The sequence below is a fragment of the Arthrobacter sp. 10N418 genome, from assembly GCF_056394725.1.
The window spans coordinates 114,688-130,674 of the sequence record NZ_JBFTIK010000012.1; the positions used below are offsets into that span (position 1 = coordinate 114,688).

The 15,987-nt window shown below is 63.8% G+C and carries 13 protein-coding genes and 3 pseudogenes; 8 read left to right on the plus strand and 8 right to left on the minus strand.

The window, feature by feature from the left end:
- Window positions 1-197: 197 nt before the first annotated feature.
- A pseudogene (locus tag AC1DCZ_RS11545) lies at window positions 198-970 on the plus strand (IS3 family transposase); the annotation flags it as partial.
- On the opposite strand, the gene AC1DCZ_RS11550 reads toward AC1DCZ_RS11545, so the two are convergent.
- Entirely contained in the window at window positions 963-1,616 is a 654-nt protein-coding gene (locus tag AC1DCZ_RS11550; protein ID WP_476974694.1) for a hypothetical protein, read from the minus strand. The pseudogene AC1DCZ_RS11545 and the gene AC1DCZ_RS11550 sit on opposite strands and share 8 nt — an antisense overlap.
- Before the next feature lie 211 nt (window positions 1,617-1,827).
- Here AC1DCZ_RS11550 and AC1DCZ_RS11555 point away from each other — a divergent pair, with 211 nt between their 5' ends.
- Window positions 1,828-3,150, plus strand: coding sequence for an ISL3 family transposase (locus tag AC1DCZ_RS11555; RefSeq protein ID WP_476974695.1), 1,323 nt, complete (start codon window positions 1,828-1,830; stop codon window positions 3,148-3,150).
- A gap of 669 nt (window positions 3,151-3,819) precedes the next feature.
- On the opposite strand, the gene AC1DCZ_RS11560 is transcribed toward AC1DCZ_RS11555, so the two are convergent.
- Window positions 3,820-4,737: an acyltransferase family protein gene (locus tag AC1DCZ_RS11560; protein WP_476974696.1), complete on the minus strand. Its 918-nt coding sequence runs from the start codon at window positions 4,735-4,737 to the stop codon at window positions 3,820-3,822.
- 210 nt (window positions 4,738-4,947) lie between these two features.
- On the opposite strand from AC1DCZ_RS11560, the gene AC1DCZ_RS11565 reads away from it, so the two are divergent.
- Entirely contained in the window at window positions 4,948-5,385 is a 438-nt protein-coding gene (locus AC1DCZ_RS11565; RefSeq protein ID WP_476974697.1) for a hypothetical protein, read from the plus strand.
- 220 nt (window positions 5,386-5,605) lie between these two features.
- Window positions 5,606-5,944: pseudogene (locus AC1DCZ_RS11570) on the plus strand (tyrosine-type recombinase/integrase); the annotation flags it as partial.
- Window positions 5,945-6,251: 307 nt separating this feature from the next.
- On the opposite strand, the gene AC1DCZ_RS11575 reads toward AC1DCZ_RS11570, so the two are convergent.
- Both AC1DCZ_RS11575 and AC1DCZ_RS11580 read right to left on the minus strand, forming a co-directional pair.
- The gene (locus tag AC1DCZ_RS11575; RefSeq protein ID WP_476974698.1) at window positions 6,252-6,539 is read right to left on the minus strand and encodes a tyrosine-type recombinase/integrase; all 288 of its coding nucleotides are present in this window, start codon (window positions 6,537-6,539) and stop codon (window positions 6,252-6,254) included.
- Entirely contained in the window at window positions 6,536-6,781 is a 246-nt protein-coding gene (locus AC1DCZ_RS11580; protein ID WP_476974699.1) for a hypothetical protein, read from the minus strand. Before AC1DCZ_RS11580 ends, AC1DCZ_RS11575 begins: the two co-directional genes overlap by 4 nt.
- 350 nt (window positions 6,782-7,131) lie before the next feature.
- Between AC1DCZ_RS11580 and AC1DCZ_RS11585 the strand changes: the two genes are divergently transcribed.
- The 3 genes and pseudogenes from AC1DCZ_RS11585 (at window position 7,132) to AC1DCZ_RS11595 (ending at window position 9,471) form a co-directional block, all read left to right on the plus strand.
- Window positions 7,132-8,337: an O-antigen ligase family protein gene (locus tag AC1DCZ_RS11585; RefSeq protein WP_476974700.1), complete on the plus strand. Its 1,206-nt coding sequence runs from the start codon at window positions 7,132-7,134 to the stop codon at window positions 8,335-8,337.
- Window positions 8,338-8,702: 365 nt separating this feature from the next.
- Window positions 8,703-9,081: pseudogene (locus AC1DCZ_RS11590) on the plus strand (DDE-type integrase/transposase/recombinase); the annotation flags it as partial.
- A 51-nt stretch (window positions 9,082-9,132) separates the two neighbouring features.
- Window positions 9,133-9,471: a hypothetical protein gene (locus AC1DCZ_RS11595; RefSeq protein ID WP_476974701.1), complete on the plus strand. Its 339-nt coding sequence runs from the start codon at window positions 9,133-9,135 to the stop codon at window positions 9,469-9,471.
- Between the two features lie 535 nt (window positions 9,472-10,006).
- On the opposite strand, the gene AC1DCZ_RS11600 is transcribed toward AC1DCZ_RS11595, so the two are convergent.
- From AC1DCZ_RS11600 to AC1DCZ_RS11615, 4 genes are all read right to left on the minus strand, one after another.
- Window positions 10,007-10,981: a glycosyltransferase family 2 protein gene (locus AC1DCZ_RS11600; protein WP_476974702.1), complete on the minus strand. Its 975-nt coding sequence runs from the start codon at window positions 10,979-10,981 to the stop codon at window positions 10,007-10,009.
- A 230-nt stretch (window positions 10,982-11,211) separates the two neighbouring features.
- Window positions 11,212-12,657, minus strand: a complete 1,446-nt coding sequence (locus AC1DCZ_RS11605) for a dihydrolipoamide acetyltransferase family protein (protein WP_476974703.1) — start codon at window positions 12,655-12,657, stop codon at window positions 11,212-11,214.
- A gap of 2 nt (window positions 12,658-12,659) precedes the next feature.
- Complete coding sequence (locus AC1DCZ_RS11610) at window positions 12,660-13,769, minus strand: alpha-ketoacid dehydrogenase subunit beta (protein ID WP_476974704.1); 1,110 nt, start codon at window positions 13,767-13,769, stop codon at window positions 12,660-12,662.
- Window positions 13,766-15,007 (minus strand): thiamine pyrophosphate-dependent enzyme, encoded by a 1,242-nt coding sequence (locus AC1DCZ_RS11615; RefSeq protein ID WP_476974705.1) that lies wholly within the window; start codon window positions 15,005-15,007, stop codon window positions 13,766-13,768. Before AC1DCZ_RS11615 ends, AC1DCZ_RS11610 begins: the two co-directional genes overlap by 4 nt.
- A 159-nt stretch (window positions 15,008-15,166) precedes the next feature.
- On the opposite strand from AC1DCZ_RS11615, the gene AC1DCZ_RS11620 reads away from it, so the two are divergent.
- A complete protein-coding gene (locus AC1DCZ_RS11620; RefSeq protein WP_476974706.1) occupies window positions 15,167-15,631 on the plus strand; it encodes an Lrp/AsnC family transcriptional regulator in 465 nt (154 codons plus the stop codon).
- Window positions 15,632-15,987 lie beyond the last annotated feature (356 nt).

A 15,987-nucleotide genomic window follows, 5' to 3' on the forward strand; every position in this document is an offset into this window, starting at 1 on the left:
GGTGCCGAAGTGCATGACACTTTGAAGGAACCCCGGTAATCACAAGTCGGACGGGATAATGTGCCTGCTGAATCAGTCACGCACCTCTGGCGCCAGCCGATGCGAGATAGGCGCGCTCCGAGTAGAAGTCGCACAACACTCCACTGCGAAAAGTCACCGTTGTCGAGTGTCTAGGCAGTGGCATCTAGGGACCCCTCACGTCCAAGCCGATCAAGGACGTGGCCACCGCCTACGGTGTCGACCCCGAGACGCTCCGCAACTGGCTGGTCAAGTACCGCGAGGTCAACGGCGGCACGGAGGCGGATCTGACGGTCTCGGAACGGCCCCGGCTGAAGGAGCTCGAACGTGACTGAATTCGGTGGTGAAAATGTGCCGCTGGCTGGCCGTCTCAACCTCCGGTTTCTATCACTGGGCCACCCGTCCGCAATCGGCCACCTCGGGGCGCCGGCAGGCCCTGACAGCGCGGATCCAGCCCTTCTTCGAGGAGTCCGAGGGCACCTACGGGTACCGGCGCATCCACGCCGATCTCGCCGCGGAACAGACCGGGTGCTCACCCGAGCTGGTGCGCCAGATCATGCGCCACCAGGGCCTGGTGGCCTGCCAGCCACGGCCGTTCCGCATCACCACCGAGGCTGACGCTGAGGCAGCCGCAGGCATGCCGGACCTGGTCAACCGGGACTTCACCGCGGACCGGCCCGGGGTGAAGTTCGTCGGCGACATCACCTACATCCACACCTGGCAAGGGTTCGTCTACCTCGCCACCGTCATCGACTGCTACTCCAAGAAAGTCGTCGGCTGGTCCATCGCCGATCACATGCGCACCGAGCTCGTCGCCGACGCGCTCAGGAACGCCGCCGCAACAACCCGGGTCGAGCCCTCCGCGATCTGGCACTCCGATCGGGGCAGCGTCTACACCTCGACCGATTTCAGGGCCCTGGTGGCCGGCCTCTCGTGGAAGCGACTCAGGGGCGTGCACTTTCCGTTACGGCTGTATCAGCGACGGCTGTTCCGGGAACTTCGCCTCGACCACCCTTCCACCGATCAACACGATTCCAAAGCTTAGCGGTGGGGCGCTCCACGAGATACCAGCTAACTATGGCCGCAATTAGAGTCAGCGGTATCGTCGACAGTGCCTGAACCAGATTGCTGGGCGGGTTTCCTATCCAGTTCACTATCGGATAGTTCCACAAGTAAGCCGCGTAGGAAATCATTCCCAGGCCCAACAGCGGCTTAAGCAACTTCGATGGCAGATGCTCCCATGTCTTCAGCTCGAAGATCAAACCAACCGATGCCACTGCGACCAGCGGTCCCACCAAGAAGTACGTGCCTGGCCAGTCCCTTATGTCAGCGGTGCAGCTGATAAGCAGGAGAATTATCAGGGAGATAGCCGCCGTACCCCGTGTGCCGCCTTTCAGAATCCCGTCCAGCTTGCCCTCTCCTAGCTTGGCTCCCGCACCGATGACCATGGCCGCCATCCACGACGTGGGCAGCGTGTACACCTTGTATGTGTCGGGGCTGATGAGGATGATGGACGCCGCGCACGCTGCGAGGATAGCGACCACGGAAAGCGCGGTGAACAGGCGGGTCCTGTGGAACTTCCAGCCCAGCGTCAGCACCAGTGGCCACAGCAGGTAGAACAGTTCCTCGGTGGCCAGCGTCCACAGGGGCTGAGATTGATGGCCCTTCGCAGATGAGCGTGGTTAGGGCGGTCTGAGACTGGCGCCGCGGGTCGGCCGTTTCCGGTGCGGCGTGGTGCGGCTGGAAAGAGGTCAGGGCCTCTTTGAATTGGTAGCGACCAAGCAACCAATATCCAAAAGAGACCCTGACATGAATAACTCTATGTCTTGTTCCGATGGCCGCTGGTGCACGCGCGCGGACATGCTGCTCGGTGTCGAGGGCATCCACGTCGGCTCCGTCACGGCGACGGCGGCCGGCCTGGTTCTGGACGTCGAGACCGGGGAGGACGTCACCGGCTGCACCGACTGCGGCGTCGTTGCGGTCGGGCACGGGCGCCGGCAGGTTCGGCTCCATGACATTCCCTGTTTTGGCCGGCCGGTGCGGCTGCTGTGGGCCAAGCGAGTCTGGCGCTGTCCGGATCTGGACTGCCCGAGGACGACGTTCACCGAGGAGCACCCGCTGGCCGGGCCCCGGGCGAAACTCACCGCCCGGGCCGTGAACTGGGCGACCGATGCGCTGCAGCATTTCGACACCTCGGTCTCGGCCCTTGCCCACCAGCTCGGCGTCTCCTGGCACACCGTCTGGCACGGGATCCGGGCCGAGGCCGCGCGGCGGATCGCTGACACAGGCCGGCTGAAGGGGGTGGACGCGCTCGGCGTCGACGAACATGTCTGGGCCCACACTGGTCCGCCCGGTGCCGGGATGGTCACCGGGATCGTGGATCACACCCGCGACGCGGACGGCATCGTTCACGCCCGGCTGCTGGACCTCGTGCCGGGACGCTCCGGCAAGGCCTACGCCGACTGGCTCAAAGACCGCGGCACCGGGTTCACCGGCGGAATTAAGACCGCCGCGCTGGATCCGTTCCGCGGCTACGCGAACGCGATCCGTGACGAACTGCCCGAAGCCATCACCGTTCTGGATGCCTTCCACGTCGTGAAGCTGGGTTCGGCCATGGTCGATGAGGTCCGCCGCCGGGTCCAGCAGGACACCTTGGGACACCGCGGCCGCAAGGGCGATCCGCTGTACGGGATCCGCAGGACCCTGCAGATCGGGGCCGAACACCTCAGCGAGAAACAGGCCGCACGCCTCGATGCGAAACTCACCATCGGGGACCCGGACAACGAAGTCACGCTGGCCTGGCAGTGTTACCAGAAGCTCCGCAACATCTACCACGCAAGGCCGGAACGCGGCAGGGAACTCGTCGCAGAGGTCATCGCGTCGTTCCCGACCTGCCCCATCCCGGAAGTCGCCCGCCTCGGCCGGACACTCAAACAATGGAAAGCCGCGATCCTGGCGTACTTCGATACCCTCGGCGCCTCCAACGGGCCCACCGAGGCGATCAATGGCGTCATCGAGACCACCCGCAGAATAGCGCGAGGCTTCCGCAACTTCCCCAACTACCGACTCAGATGCCTACTCGCGGCCGGCGGCCACCGCCCCTACCGGGCGAAACAAACCAACCATGCCTAAATGCGAAGGGCCAGATTGATGCTCCCGTGGTCGAAGCCGGGAATGTTTGCAGTGTACGTCAGCGCGCTGAACAGGGTCCGGCCCATCTTCGGCCTGTCGCCCAACAGGTTCCATACCCCTTCAATAAAGGTCCACTCGGCGAGGAAGAACAGCAGCGCGGGGATCAGCCTAAAGGCCCGGTGAGTGTAGAACCTGACGTAGTCTATCCTGCCCCTGGCGTCTAGGCTTGTGGCCAGCAGTCCTGTAATCAGGAAGCCGCTCAGAGCGAAAAAATGACCACTCCAACAATGCCGGCCCGACCCAAGAGCTCGGCGTGCCGAACTAGAAGTAGGAGTATGGCAAGACCTCTTATGAGGTCAAGGCCCGGCTTCCGGACTGACGGAATTGGCACACGAAAAAGATCGGAAATAATGAGAACCCCAGAGATGAATGACTTTGCCGTTAGAGCAAGAGCACCCTCCTTCTAGCGGGTCCGTAAGCCCAGCCCGGCGACTACTTCTGGAGTGCCAAGTACACAACGACGCCGATCGGCCCTTGAAGGGAGAGCAAGAACCCGCTGCTATCTCCCGCGAAACCTGACTCCTGAGTTCGGCGTCGGCCATTGGAACAGTGCCGGTACTTTGCGGAGTAGCATCCAAATGCCCAGAGAACCCGCGACAGCGAAGGTGGTTACGGCGAGGGGAGAACCCATAAAGCCGGAGTGTTTTCGAACGAGACTCCGCGGATCATCCAAGCAGAAACCGCAAGAAGCAGCGGGTGGATGAGGAAAACGGGCAACGTATTCTTGCCCAACGTGGACAAGTTTTTCCCTATCGCGTTAATCCCGCTCAAAGCTTCGGAAAAGAAAAGAACAATCGGGACAGCTAGAACTGGAGCGAATGCGTAAGCAATTGCGGGACCCCCAGGAATGAACTTGGCCACCACGCCGAGAACCGCGCCCACTCCAACCAATATCAGTACCTCGCGACGCGTGGGCTGGCTGATCAGGCGAAAAACGTTCGCACGGAGTCGGACTCCGATCAAGAAGAAAACCATGAAATGCGGGGTATGAGACAAACCCCAACCGTCAAAAGGTGACCAAAGAGCGAAAGGAAGAGCCAGCACGGTAGCGCCTGCTATAAGTGGGACCGTTGGAACATGCACGAGGAGACGGGCGATGACCATGAAAAGAGCCAGTGCAGCCAAGTACCACAGTATGCTCTGAAGGGTCAGTGAAGTCAGAAGATCGTTGCCAATGGTGCCGCCGGTAGCCAGATAAATCAGCGCCCAGATGCCAGCCCAGAGCAGGAAGAGATAAGCCATGGGCCAGACTCTTGCCTTGAGGAATCTCCCCATTGGAAAGGCCAAGCTCTTGCCCATAAATAGCCCCGAGACGACAAAGAACAGCGGCATGATGAAGGTGAAGAGGCCAAGGTCAATCACTTTCCAGACCTGGCCGGCCACAGTCTGAGATGCGGCTCCGGGTCCTGTGTGGAACAAAACCACGGACACGATAGAGAGTCCCTTTGCCACGTCTAGCCATGTCTCGCGCTGCTTCGTCGCGCTGAAATTTGACTGGACGTCATCTTGCAACAATTTTTCCGTCATTTTTACCCCCAGTTGTGGACCCAGACGCATTGATTCTACGGGGCCAATTGACCGGATAAGTGCACTAACTGATTTGGCCCCCTTGGGGTGGGGCCTTTTCGGCGTAAGGTGATAGCTTCCTCCAAAAACGACAGCGGCCCCGCCAGTATTAGCGCACTGGCAGGGCCTATTGCCGCCATCCATTCACCCGCAAAGACTCATGGAAACGACATGCAGAACACTACCCTCATTGGGCTGCCCACCGCACGGATTGCGACCACGGCGGAGCTCGCGGCGGCCGGCTACCTCGCCCGCTACACCGGCGGGACCCGCGAGTCCTGCCGGGTCTCGCTCCAGATCCTCTTCCAGTCGTGCGGGAGCCTCGGCATGGACGTCTTGGACGGGATGCGCCGGCCGGTGCTCGAGCTCTTCGCCCGCTACCTCGAGGAAGAGCGTGGCAACGCGCCCGTCACTGTCGCGCATCACCTCTCCATCTTCCGCGGGCTCTACGCCTTCGCTGAGATCAACTCCTACATCGAGAAGTCCTCGGCCACCCACCTGCGCATGCCGCGGGTCTACCGGGAAGAGTCCCGCACCCTTGGTCTGGACAGGGAGCTGGGCAGCCTGATCCAGACCGCCCGGGCCTCGCACTTCATGGATGCCGCCTGATCACCCTCATGGGCATGCTGGGCCTGCCCCCGTCTCCGAGGCCTGCGCGGTGAAGATCGAGGACTACCTGCAGATCGAGCGCGGCCCCGGGTGCTCCCCATGGTCGGCAAGGGGGCAAGCCCGCTACGATCCGGCTGCCCGTCCCGGTCACCCGCGCCCTCGACGCGGCCGCCGCTGACCGGACCGCCAGCTACCTGCCCGCCGCCGCAAGTCGGCGGAACCGATGAACCGTAAGGCCCCTGCGCTGGCCGTCACCCGGCTGTGCAAGGCGGCAGGGATCACCAAGGAGATCAGCCCGCACTCGCTCCGCCGCAGCTTCTTCACCGCCTGCCTGGACGCCGGGGTGCAGCTGCTTGAAATGCAGGTCGCCGCCCGGCGCTCAGACCCGCGGATCACCGCCCGGTACGACCGGGCCCGACACAATCACGACCGGCATGCCAACCACACAGTGGGGGTTCCTCGCGGGCGCAGCCTGAATCCCAGGGCGGTGTTAGGGCGGTTCAGCGCCAGCAGGCCAGTGAGGACGACTGTAAAATTTCGGAACTCAACGGGTCGTTAAGGAAGAACTCTGCGGAACTCGACACGCCCGGGACCCACCAAGAAGCCCCGCCGTTCCCAGGATTATCCGGAACGGCGGGTATTAGGGAACTTGGTGGGTCCTACCGGGATCGAACCGATGACATCCACGGTGTAGACGTAGCGCTCCTGCCTGTCATGGCGAGGATTTTTCGGGGGTCAGGGCGATTCAAGTTCTAGCAGCGCGTTCATCCGGGCGGCCACGTCGGACAGTTCCCGGTCGAAGAGGCCACTGTAAATGTCCAGTGTCAGCGCTGCGGAGTCGTGGCGCAGCATACTTTGGACGGACTTCACCGAGGCCCCCGAGGCACGGCAAGGCTCGCGGCCGTGTGCCGCAGCTCGTGGATCCAAAGCCCCTCCGGGAGGCCTACCCCCTCCACCGCGGGGTCGCATTCTCGGGTCTTGAAGTTGTTCGTGCGCAGGTGGTGACCGCGCTCTGACGGGAAGACGAGCACGTCCCTTCCCTTGCCCTGTAGCCGCTCCCCCAGCCGCCCCGCCATGAAGGCCGTCAGGGGCACCGTGCGTTCCTTGCCGTTCTTCGGCAGCCCGATCACCATCGCCCCGTCGACCTCGGTCACGGACCGGGCGACCCGGCCCCTGCCCGCTTCACGTCTATGTCCTTGGTCCGGAGCTCGGCAGCCTCCCCAAAGCGAAGCCCTGTGGTGGCGAGGAACCAGGCGAGGTCCCTGAAGTGCCCGTCGATCTCCCGGGCGAGCCGGCCGATCTGCGCGACCGTGAGGAAGATGTGCTCCCGCTTCTGCCCCTTGGGGAAATTCACGCCCTTGGCGAGTGAGATGACGATCCGGCCTTCTCGACGCACCAGTTCAGGAACTTCCGGAACCGGCCGTAGATGGTGTCGACGGTGCGCGCAGCCTTGCCCATCCCGGACACCCAGTCCTGCACGTCGGCCCGGGTGGCACTCCACCCCGCCGTAGTGGCCCGACGGATGCCAGTTGAGGCAACATATACCTACTCAACCAAGCGGGCATCGCGCTAGCACAAGCCAACGCAGAAATTGGGGCGCTCAGGGCTGAGATGTCCAAACTGACCGAGAGCAGTACCCCAGCTTCGGTGCCCTAAACTGTTCCAATGGGGACAATGGAAACCTTGCTGATACTCGCCGTAAGTCTGATGGCGGGTGTCCTCTTATGGACCCACAGGGACGGACGAATGGCCCTCTCGTTCCTTGTCGGGGCATCGGCAGGGCTTGTGGCTGTCCAAGTATTCCGCATCCACGTCTTTACCATCCTCGTTTTTGCGTGGATGCTCTACAGAGGGAGCGCTTCCAATAAGCGCGCACACGGGCGGATCGCCCTCATGGCCCTCTGCGTGGCACTCATGGCGTTTACATCCATTGTCGGCGACCTGGTCAACAGCAGCACGCTGGCACTCCAACTAATCGGCCTCGCCGTATCAGCGGCCATCATCATCGTATCGTCCACCCCGCAAGACCGCCGGCACATGCTCGGCGGTCTTGCGGCGATGATCACAGTCAGCAGCCTTGTCGGCATCTTGCAGGTCGTGAAGATCGTCCCAATTGAGGCGTGGCACCTTAGCGTCAGCTCCCTGGGCCGGCCCATTGGCCTCTACCCCGAACCGGACTGGCTGGGCATGTTCGCGGGAGTGGGCGCCCTGATCGCCTGGCGCTCGCCAATGCCGAAAGGGCTGCGTACTTTCGCGGTGTCAGTAAACGTGGCAGCCTTCGTGCTGGCATTCGCCCGTGCCGCATGGATTGCCGTCGGAATTGCCGTGGTCGTGGGGATTCTTCTCGCGTGGAAATCAAAACGGCGGGAATCCAACGGAGCCAAGGGCCGCGGCGGGGCGCTGGCCCTACTGGCAGTTGGCGCGGTGGGCGTTTACCTGTTCGTCCCTGTCCTGGTCCAAGACCTCGCGACACGGCTCGGGGCGACGCTCCAAGCGCACGCGGACGACATTTCCGCGCAGGCCCGCGTGCGCCAGATCGACACCCTCATGCAACTCGCTAACACAGCACCGTTTTACGGACACGGGCTTAGTGCAAGTGGTCGCGTGGGCGTCTGGGGCGACCTCACCACCGGAATCGCCTCCGAGAACAACGTTGCCAGCAATTGGCTTCTCGCTATGTGGGTGGACGGCAAGTACCTGGCCATCCCGCTGATCCTCTTTTTTGTCTTCGTGACCCTACGGTCGCTTCGAACCATCCATGGGCAGGCGCTACTCGTTGTCCTCCTCAGCAGCCTGTTCTCCAACGCGACATTCTTCCCGGTAACGTGGCTGTTGCTGGCGCTTTGCCTCGCGGAACCCAGTCTCGCCAAGATCGCTGACCAGAATGATCCCGGACGAGCCCTACCTCTCGTGACGAGGCGGAACGCGCTCCAAGCCCTCGGGGCGCGCTGAGTTGGCGTTCCACGCCCGATATCGGTTCGCTAGCGTAACCCCAATGGCGCCAAGAGCAGCACCTACCGCCACGGCGCAGGCAATAAGCCAGTGCGTCAGGATGGACCTCACGCAGTAATCTATGAAAGCCCCATCAAGAGCACCCATCCAAGGGCTGCAGGGGACGCCGTCACGTGGCTGCTCGTATGAATCCATGACCACATCTACGGGGCCAATAGACCGGATAAGCGCCCCACTGGGCGGGGGCTCATCACACGACCAATCGCCGCGAAGCGCGCACTCGTCAACATCAACCGCCGGCAACCGGGACTGCCCCCGGTTTGTGTGGACTCCTTGACCTAGCGAGCTGGTGCTCGTGGAAGGATGACTCGCGGATGAAATCCTCATTGGCGGTGGCAGCGCTGGAATACGCGGTGCGGTCACGCCGCCTGGCAGCAACGGTGGTGCATTCGGACCGGGGCTCCCAGTTCCGGTCCCGCCGGTTCGTCGAATCGCTCCGGCACCACGGGCTTACTGGATCGATGGGCCGGGTTAATGCGCGGACAACGCAGCGATAGAATCGTTCTTCTCGCTTCCACAGAAAAACGTTCTGGACCGTCAACTGTGGACCACCCGGCAGGAACTCCGATTGGCCATCACGACGTGGATCGAAAAGAACTACCGCCGACGACGGCAGAGACGACTGGGAAACTCACGCCAATCAAATATGAAACTATCAACCGGACCGCGCTCACAGCGGCCTGAGCCTTGATCCACCGATGAGGCTTGGGTCGTCTCCGGCGTTTTGAACACGAAATGCCCGTCTTTTCAGGGAAGATTGGACTTGCGGCAGAACAAATTTCGCTGAAGAAGCGGAGCATCTCGCAGATGCAAGTTTTCCATAATCCGGCCGCGGTGTCAGCTTCCTTCGACGAGGCGCCGTCGGCGTCGCTGTCGTCGTGGGGATTCTTCTTGCGTGGACTTCAAAACGACAGGAATCCCATGGAACTAAGGGCCTGCGGCGGAGCGCTGGCCCGGCTGACCGTCGGCGCCATGGGCGTCTACCTGTTCGTTCCAGCCCCCGTCCAAGACCTCACAACACGGCGCGGGCGAACGCTAAAAGCGCAGGCGGACGACATATCCGCGCAGGCCTAGGTGCGGCAGATTGATACCCTCATGCGACTCGCGGACACGGTACCGTTCTACGGACAAGGGCTCAGCACAAGTGGCCGGGTAGGTGTCTGGGGCGACCTCATCACGGGAACCACCTCCGACAACAACCTTGCCAGCAACTGGCTTCTTGCTGCGTGGATGGACGGCAAGTACCTGGCCATGCCCATTGATCCTGTCGCTCATAATCGTGACCCTGCGTTCACTTCGAACCATTCAGTGGCAGGCGCTCGTTGTCGAGCTGGTAAGCAGCCTCTTTCTAAAGCCACATTTTCATCTTGTCTAAAGCCCCATTCTCACACGCCACATAGCTCCTCCTGGCTTGGTGCCTTGCGGAGCCAAGGCTGCCTGAGGCGCCCGATGTCGAAACCGTCGAGGTGAAGCCTAAGCAGCGTCCGGCGTGGGCCTCGCGAATCTAAGGTACCGCCTCACCATTACTATGCAACGGCCCCAGGACGGAGGCCCCTGCCAGCATTCATGCTGGCAGGGGCTTCGCCGTAAACCCGGGAATCGTGCCCGGTCACCGCGGGGACGCGAGAAGATCCCTCAGAACCTCACGGCTGCCATAGTCGACGGAGTCATAGCGGCCCGTCCGTCGCTCGCCCATGATGGGTGCGATCCGCAACGCCCGAGACTTGGGCAGCCCGGATCGGAACTCCTCGTGGGCGAGTGCCGCCTTCGCTTTGGTGATCGCGCTCGCTGGTGCGCTGATGCTCTTCAACTGGGCCAGCAGCGACTCACGGCGAGACAGTAGGGTACGGTAGCGCGAGGCGCGAGGGGCCGTGAGCTTCCGCACTTTGCTCATCTTCCGGAGGGCCGTGTTCTCTTTCACGCCAGCGACGTTCGTCTCGTGCTGTCGATATTGGGTCAACTGATCTGGGAGAAGCAAGACATGACCGATTGCCGCTGCAATGATGGCGAGCCACTCATCATGCATCCAGTCGGCGGGGAAAGGACGTGCGGCGTCGAGCAGATCACCCCGGACCATGATCGTCGCGCCTGTGAATAGCGGGCGTTTGATCAGCGCGTCGAAGCCCGCCCCGTTCGACAGTGTGGCCTTTTCTGCGGCGGTGAGGGCGATGGCGCTGAACAGGTCGAAACCCATCGGGTGGTCGCTCTCATCGATCGCCATCGCGTTCGAACCGACGAGCCAGAGCCTGTCGTCATCGGTGAACGCCTGGCGCATCCGCTCCAGTTTGTCGGGCTCCCAGATGTCGTCCTGGTCGCTGAGGGCGATGTACTGTCCGGTGCATGCGGACATGGCCTGCTCAAAGTTACGGGTGACGCCCAACCGTTCTCCAGGAGGGAGCAAGGTGAGAGCGTCGCCATACCTCTCAATGATGCGGAGGGTATCGTCGGTAGAGCCGTCGTCGCGGATCACGACCTCCGCTGGCCGAACCGTCTGACCGAGGATGCTGTCTATCTGCTTCGACAGGAACCGCGCACCATTGTAGGTGCACAGCGCGACCGATATGCTCTTGCTGGCATCCGTCATATCTTGTTCTCCCCCATCATCATGACGCCCATTGTACGGCCCGTCTAGGGGCCAGTAAGACGGGATAGATGCCCCACCGGGCGGGAGGCCCATCACACGATTAATCGCCGCGAAGCGCGCACTCGTGCAACATCACCGGCAATAGCTCTATACGCGGGCGCAGCGCAAACCACGCTCAGTTCAACCTTCTCGTCTTTGCATCAGGGGGAACGAGGCAGAGTTCATTACCCTCACATGTCCGCCAGTACTGACCCCGGGTTCTCGATCGCGTCGGCAACGTAGCGCAGGAAGCCGCCGGCCGTTCCGCCGTCGCAGACGCGGTGGTCGAAGGTGAGCGTCAGCTCGGTGACCTTGCGGACGGCGAGTTCCCCGTTGACTACCCAGGGCTTGTCGATGATCCGTCCGACGCCGAGGATCCCCACCTCCGGGTGGTTGATGATCGCGGCGGAACCGTCCACCCCGAAGACACCGTAGTTGTTCAGGGTGAAGGTGCCGCTGCCCAGTTCCGCTGGAGTCGCTTTGCCCTCGCGGACGACGGCGGTGAGCCGGCGGATCTCGGCGTCTAGTTCGCGGGCGCTGAGCTTGTCCGCGTTGCGCACGGAGGGAACCATGAGTCCGCGGTCGGTCTGGGCCGCGAAGCCGAGGTTGATCCCGTCGAACGCGACGATCTCCTGCATGGCGCCGCCGGCGGTGTCCTCGGTGGTGACGATCCGCGTGTTCAGCTCCGGGAACTTCTTGAGCCCGGCGGTGACGAAGCGGGCGATGAACGCGAGCAGCCCCGGAGTGTTGTGCGGGTCCGCCTTCTTCAGCGCGGCACGCATCTCCACGAGCGCCGTGGCGTCCACGTCCACCCACACTGTGGCTTCGGGGATTTCGGACCGGCTGCGGGTCATGTTCGCGGCCACGGCCTTGCGCACGCCGCGGACGGCTGTCCGTCCGGCGATGCCGAGGCCGGTGCGGGCATCGGTGTCGCCGATCGGGCTTGGCGTAACCGCCACGGCCCGTCCGGTCTCAACAGGCTCCACTGCGGCGGCGGGCTTGATCACTGCCTCGACGTCGCGGCGCATGATGAGCCCGCTGGCACCCGAGCCCTGGAGCCCCCCCAAATCAACTCCGTGGTCGCGCGCCATCCGCCGGACCAGCGGGGAAATAACGGCGCCCAGCTTCCCGGGAACCCGGGTCCGCATCAGCAGCAGGTCATCGGCGGCCCTCTCTTCGGCCGACACGGTGCTGGCAGCACCGCCGGTCTCGACAGGCGTGGCCGGGCGCTTCGGTGCCCGCGTGCGCCGGGCGACCCCGTGTCCACCGGGAGTCCCGTACCCGATCAGGACGTTGCCGGAACCGGCTTTTTCTTCCTCGCGGTAGACCTCGGCCGCGACGTCGGCTGTCGACTCGGCATCATCCGCGGCGGTCCCATTGGGAACGCCCCCGCCGGCCGGCGTCACCGAGATCAGCGGCTTGCCGACGTCGAGCGTCTGGCCGGGCTCTCCGTGCAGCACGGCGACGGTGCCGGCGTACGGGGAGGGCACCTCCACCATGGACTTGGCGGTCTCGACCTCGGCGATCGGCTGGTCGACGCGGATTTCGTCGCCCACCTTCACGAGCCAGCTGACGAGCTCGGCTTCGGTGAGCCCTTCGCCCAGGTCCGGGAGGAGGAATACTTTCGGTTCGCTCATGGTCAGTCTTCCCATTGGAGGTCGTCAACGGCGTCGAGGATGCGGTCCACGCCGGGCAGGTAGTAGTGCTCAAGCTTCGGCGCCGGGTAGGGCACATCGAAGCCGGTGACGCGCCGGATCGGCGCGGCGAGATGGTGGAAGCAGCGCTCCTGGACCCGGGCCACAATCTCGGAGGACACGGAGGCGAAGCCGTGGGCTTCGGCGATGACCACGGCGCGGCCGGTCTTGCGGACGGAGGCGCAGACGGTCTCGTCGTCGAACGGCACGATTGAGCGGACGTCGATCACTTCCAGCGACCGACCTTCCTCGGCGGCTGCCGCGGCGGCGGCGAGCGCCGTCGGGACGGACGGGCCGTAGGCGATCAGCGTGGCGTCCGTGCCGGGGCGGGCAACGGCGGCGCGGCCCTCCGAGGAGGTCCCGCGTTCAGCATTCGCGGCATGTTCGGCGCGCAACGCGGCGAGGTCGACCTGGTCCTTGGACCAGTAGAGCTTCTTCGGCTCCATGAACATCACGGGATCATCGGAGTCGATCGCCTCGCGGAGCATGCGGTAGCCGTCCGCGACCGTGGCCGGGGTGAAAACCTTCAACCCGGCGGTGTGGGCGTAGTAGGCCTCGGAGGAGTCGCAGTGGTGCTCCACTCCCCCGATGCCGCCGGCGTACGGGACCCGGATGACCATGGGCAGCTTCACGGCGCCCTTGGTGCGGTTATGCATCTTGGCGACATGGCTGACGATCTGCTCGAAAGCAGGGTAGGCGAACGCGTCGAACTGCATTTCGATGACGGGCCGCATGCCGTTCATGGCCATGCCCACTGCCATCCCCACAATGCCGGACTCGGCCAGCGGGGTGTCGAAGCAGCGGCTCTTCCCGAACGTCCTGGTCAGCCCGTCGGTGATGCGGAAGACGCCGCCGAGCATGCCGACGTCCTCGCCGAAGACCAGCACCGAGGGGTCCGCGTGCATGGCGTCGGCCATGGCAGTGTTCAGCGCCTTGGCCAGCGTGATGCTCTGGGGTCCGGTCTCGGCGGCGGCTGCTGCCTTCGCGGCGGCGCGGGCGGTGGCGGCGCTGACGTTGCCGTTCGCCTCGGACGAGGTGGTGATGGTGGGGCTCATTTCGCGGCCTCTTCCCGGGCGAGCTCGTCGGCGAGCATGGCGGACTGTTCTTTCAGCTGCGGCGTGGAGCTGGAGAAGACGTACTTGAAGAGGTCCTGCGGGTCCACCGGGACGTCCTCGCCCAGGCCTTCGCGGAGCTGGGTGGCAACGGCCTCGGCCCTTTCGGCGATCCTGGCGGCGACGTCGTCATCGAGCACACCGCGGTCGGTCAGGTAGGTCTTCATCCGGCTCAGCGGGTCCTTGGCCACCCATTCGGCGACCTCGCTGTCCTGGCGGTAGCGGGTGGCGTCGTCGGCGTTGGTATGCGCCTGCATCCGGTAGGTGTGGGCCTCCACGAGGAGCGGCCCGGCCCCTTCCCGGGCCAGCTTGACGGCGCGGCCCAGTACGGCGAGGAGTGCGACGATGTCGTTGCCGTCCACGCGTTCACCGGCCATGCCGTAGCCGACGGCCTTGTGGGCGAGCGACGGCGCGACCGACTGGTGCGCGAGCGGCACCGAAATGGCGTACTGGTTGTTCTGGACGAAGAACACCACGGGCAGGTGGAACACGGCGGCGAAGTTCAGGGCCTCGTGGAAGTCGCCTTCACTCGTGGCGCCGTCGCCGCACATCGCCAGGACCACGGTGTCCTCGCCGCGCAGCTTGGCGGCGTGGGCCACGCCGACGCCATGCAGCAGCTGGGTGGTCAGCGGCGTGCACTGGATGCCGACCTTGTGCTCGGCCGGGTTATAGCCGCCGTGCCAGTCGCCCCGGAAGAGGGTCATGGTCTGGACCGGGTCGACGCCCCGGGCCATGACGGCCACGGAGTCGCGGTACGTGGGGAACATCCAGTCGCCGTCGGACAGGCAGAGGGCCGCGGCGACCTGGCAGGCTTCCTGGCCGTGGCTGGAGGGGTAGACGGCCATCCGGCCCTGCCGGACGAGGGCCGAGTTCTGGTCGTTGACGCGGCGTCCGACGACGAGCTGCTCGTAGGCGGCGAGCAGTTCTGCCTCCCCGGGCAGGCTGTACTCGTGGCCGGGCTGGGTGCCCTGTTCGGTGTGGGGGTTCAAGGTTCCGTCGGGGCCCACCATCTGGATCTGGTGCCGGGCGGGCAGCATGTAGTCCTCGACCGTGATGCCGAACTTGCGCACGGCCTCGCTGGCGGCGCCTTCCGACGCCTGGCCGGGCATGGTGCCGGCCGCGTTTTCCGTCGCTTCGCCCGCCTCGGGGTGCTGCGCAGTGTGGTCTGCGGAGATCGTCATTGGTCCGTCCTTCTGTAGCCACTAATCTTTCCCAGTATGGCCCCGGACGATGTTTCGTATCCACCTCCAGCTAAAATCGTGGAGAGGTACCAAATTTTGGCCTAGTCTGGAAGACAGATTGCACGTGTGAGCTGGATTACCGGCGGGAGTTGTAGACGAATGGCAGACCCCGAGAGCGAACCGGCGGCGGTGCCACTGGATGATGTGGACCGGAACATCATCGCGGAACTGACCCGGGACGGCCGGATGTCCGTGACGCAGGTGGCGGAGAACGTCCACATTTCGCGTGCGCACACCTATACCAGGATCGCCCGGCTGACGGGCGAGGGCGTGCTGACCAAGTTCACAGCTCTCGTGGACCCCATCAAGGCGGGCCTCAAGTCCTCGGCGTATGTGACGCTGAAAGTCCGGCAGCATTCCTGGCGGGAACTGCGGGAGCTGCTGCGCGCCATCCCCGAGGTGCACCACATCGCCCTGGTGGGCGGGGACTTCGACGTCATCCTGCTGGTGCGCGCCGTGGACAACATCGACCTGCGCCGGGTGATATTCGACCAGCTGCAATCGATGCCCGGTGTCCTGGATACGCAGACGTTTTTGGTGTTTGAGGACGTTGATACACGTTAGGCTCCGCACGCGGGTACGTTGATGCACGCGGATTGCGGAATGCGGCGTTCGATGAAATGCGAGAATCGCGGGACGGGACTGCCTCCGATTTGCCTGCGACTCTGGTTCCATCCGATTTCGGTGGTCGAGCCGGAACCACTGACATCGGGGCGGAGCGCTGAGACTGGCAGCAAAGCGAGTGCCTAGATGTATTAACCACCGACGTTAGTGACATTCGGCGTGGTGGGGTGACATGAAGAAGACCTCCGAGTGGAGTGGGGCTTGTCTAGAGTCCAGTTCCACAAACGGAGGTCTTCGTGTCCCACCCTAATGCTTTTCTCGCGCCGAAGGGCCGACTGCAGTTGGCCAAATGCATT

Bases quoted from the DNA above. Each gene is read 5' to 3' on its own strand.
- AC1DCZ_RS11555 (WP_476974695.1), top strand. From the start codon at position 1,828: ATGAATAACTCTATGTCTTGTTCCGATGGCCGCTGGTGCACGCGCGCG.
- AC1DCZ_RS11560 (WP_476974696.1), bottom strand. From the start codon at position 4,737: ATGACGGAAAAATTGTTGCAAGATGACGTCCAGTCAAATTTCAGCGCG.
- AC1DCZ_RS11565 (WP_476974697.1), top strand. From the start codon at position 4,948: ATGCAGAACACTACCCTCATTGGGCTGCCCACCGCACGGATTGCGACC.
- AC1DCZ_RS11585 (WP_476974700.1), top strand. From the start codon at position 7,132: ATGGCCCTCTCGTTCCTTGTCGGGGCATCGGCAGGGCTTGTGGCTGTC.
- AC1DCZ_RS11595 (WP_476974701.1), top strand. From the start codon at position 9,133: ATGCCCGTCTTTTCAGGGAAGATTGGACTTGCGGCAGAACAAATTTCG.
- AC1DCZ_RS11600 (WP_476974702.1), bottom strand. From the start codon at position 10,981: ATGACGGATGCCAGCAAGAGCATATCGGTCGCGCTGTGCACCTACAAT.
- AC1DCZ_RS11605 (WP_476974703.1), bottom strand. From the start codon at position 12,657: ATGAGCGAACCGAAAGTATTCCTCCTCCCGGACCTGGGCGAAGGGCTC.
- AC1DCZ_RS11610 (WP_476974704.1), bottom strand. From the start codon at position 13,769: ATGAGCCCCACCATCACCACCTCGTCCGAGGCGAACGGCAACGTCAGC.
- AC1DCZ_RS11615 (WP_476974705.1), bottom strand. From the start codon at position 15,007: ATGACGATCTCCGCAGACCACACTGCGCAGCACCCCGAGGCGGGCGAA.
- AC1DCZ_RS11620 (WP_476974706.1), top strand. From the start codon at position 15,167: ATGGCAGACCCCGAGAGCGAACCGGCGGCGGTGCCACTGGATGATGTG.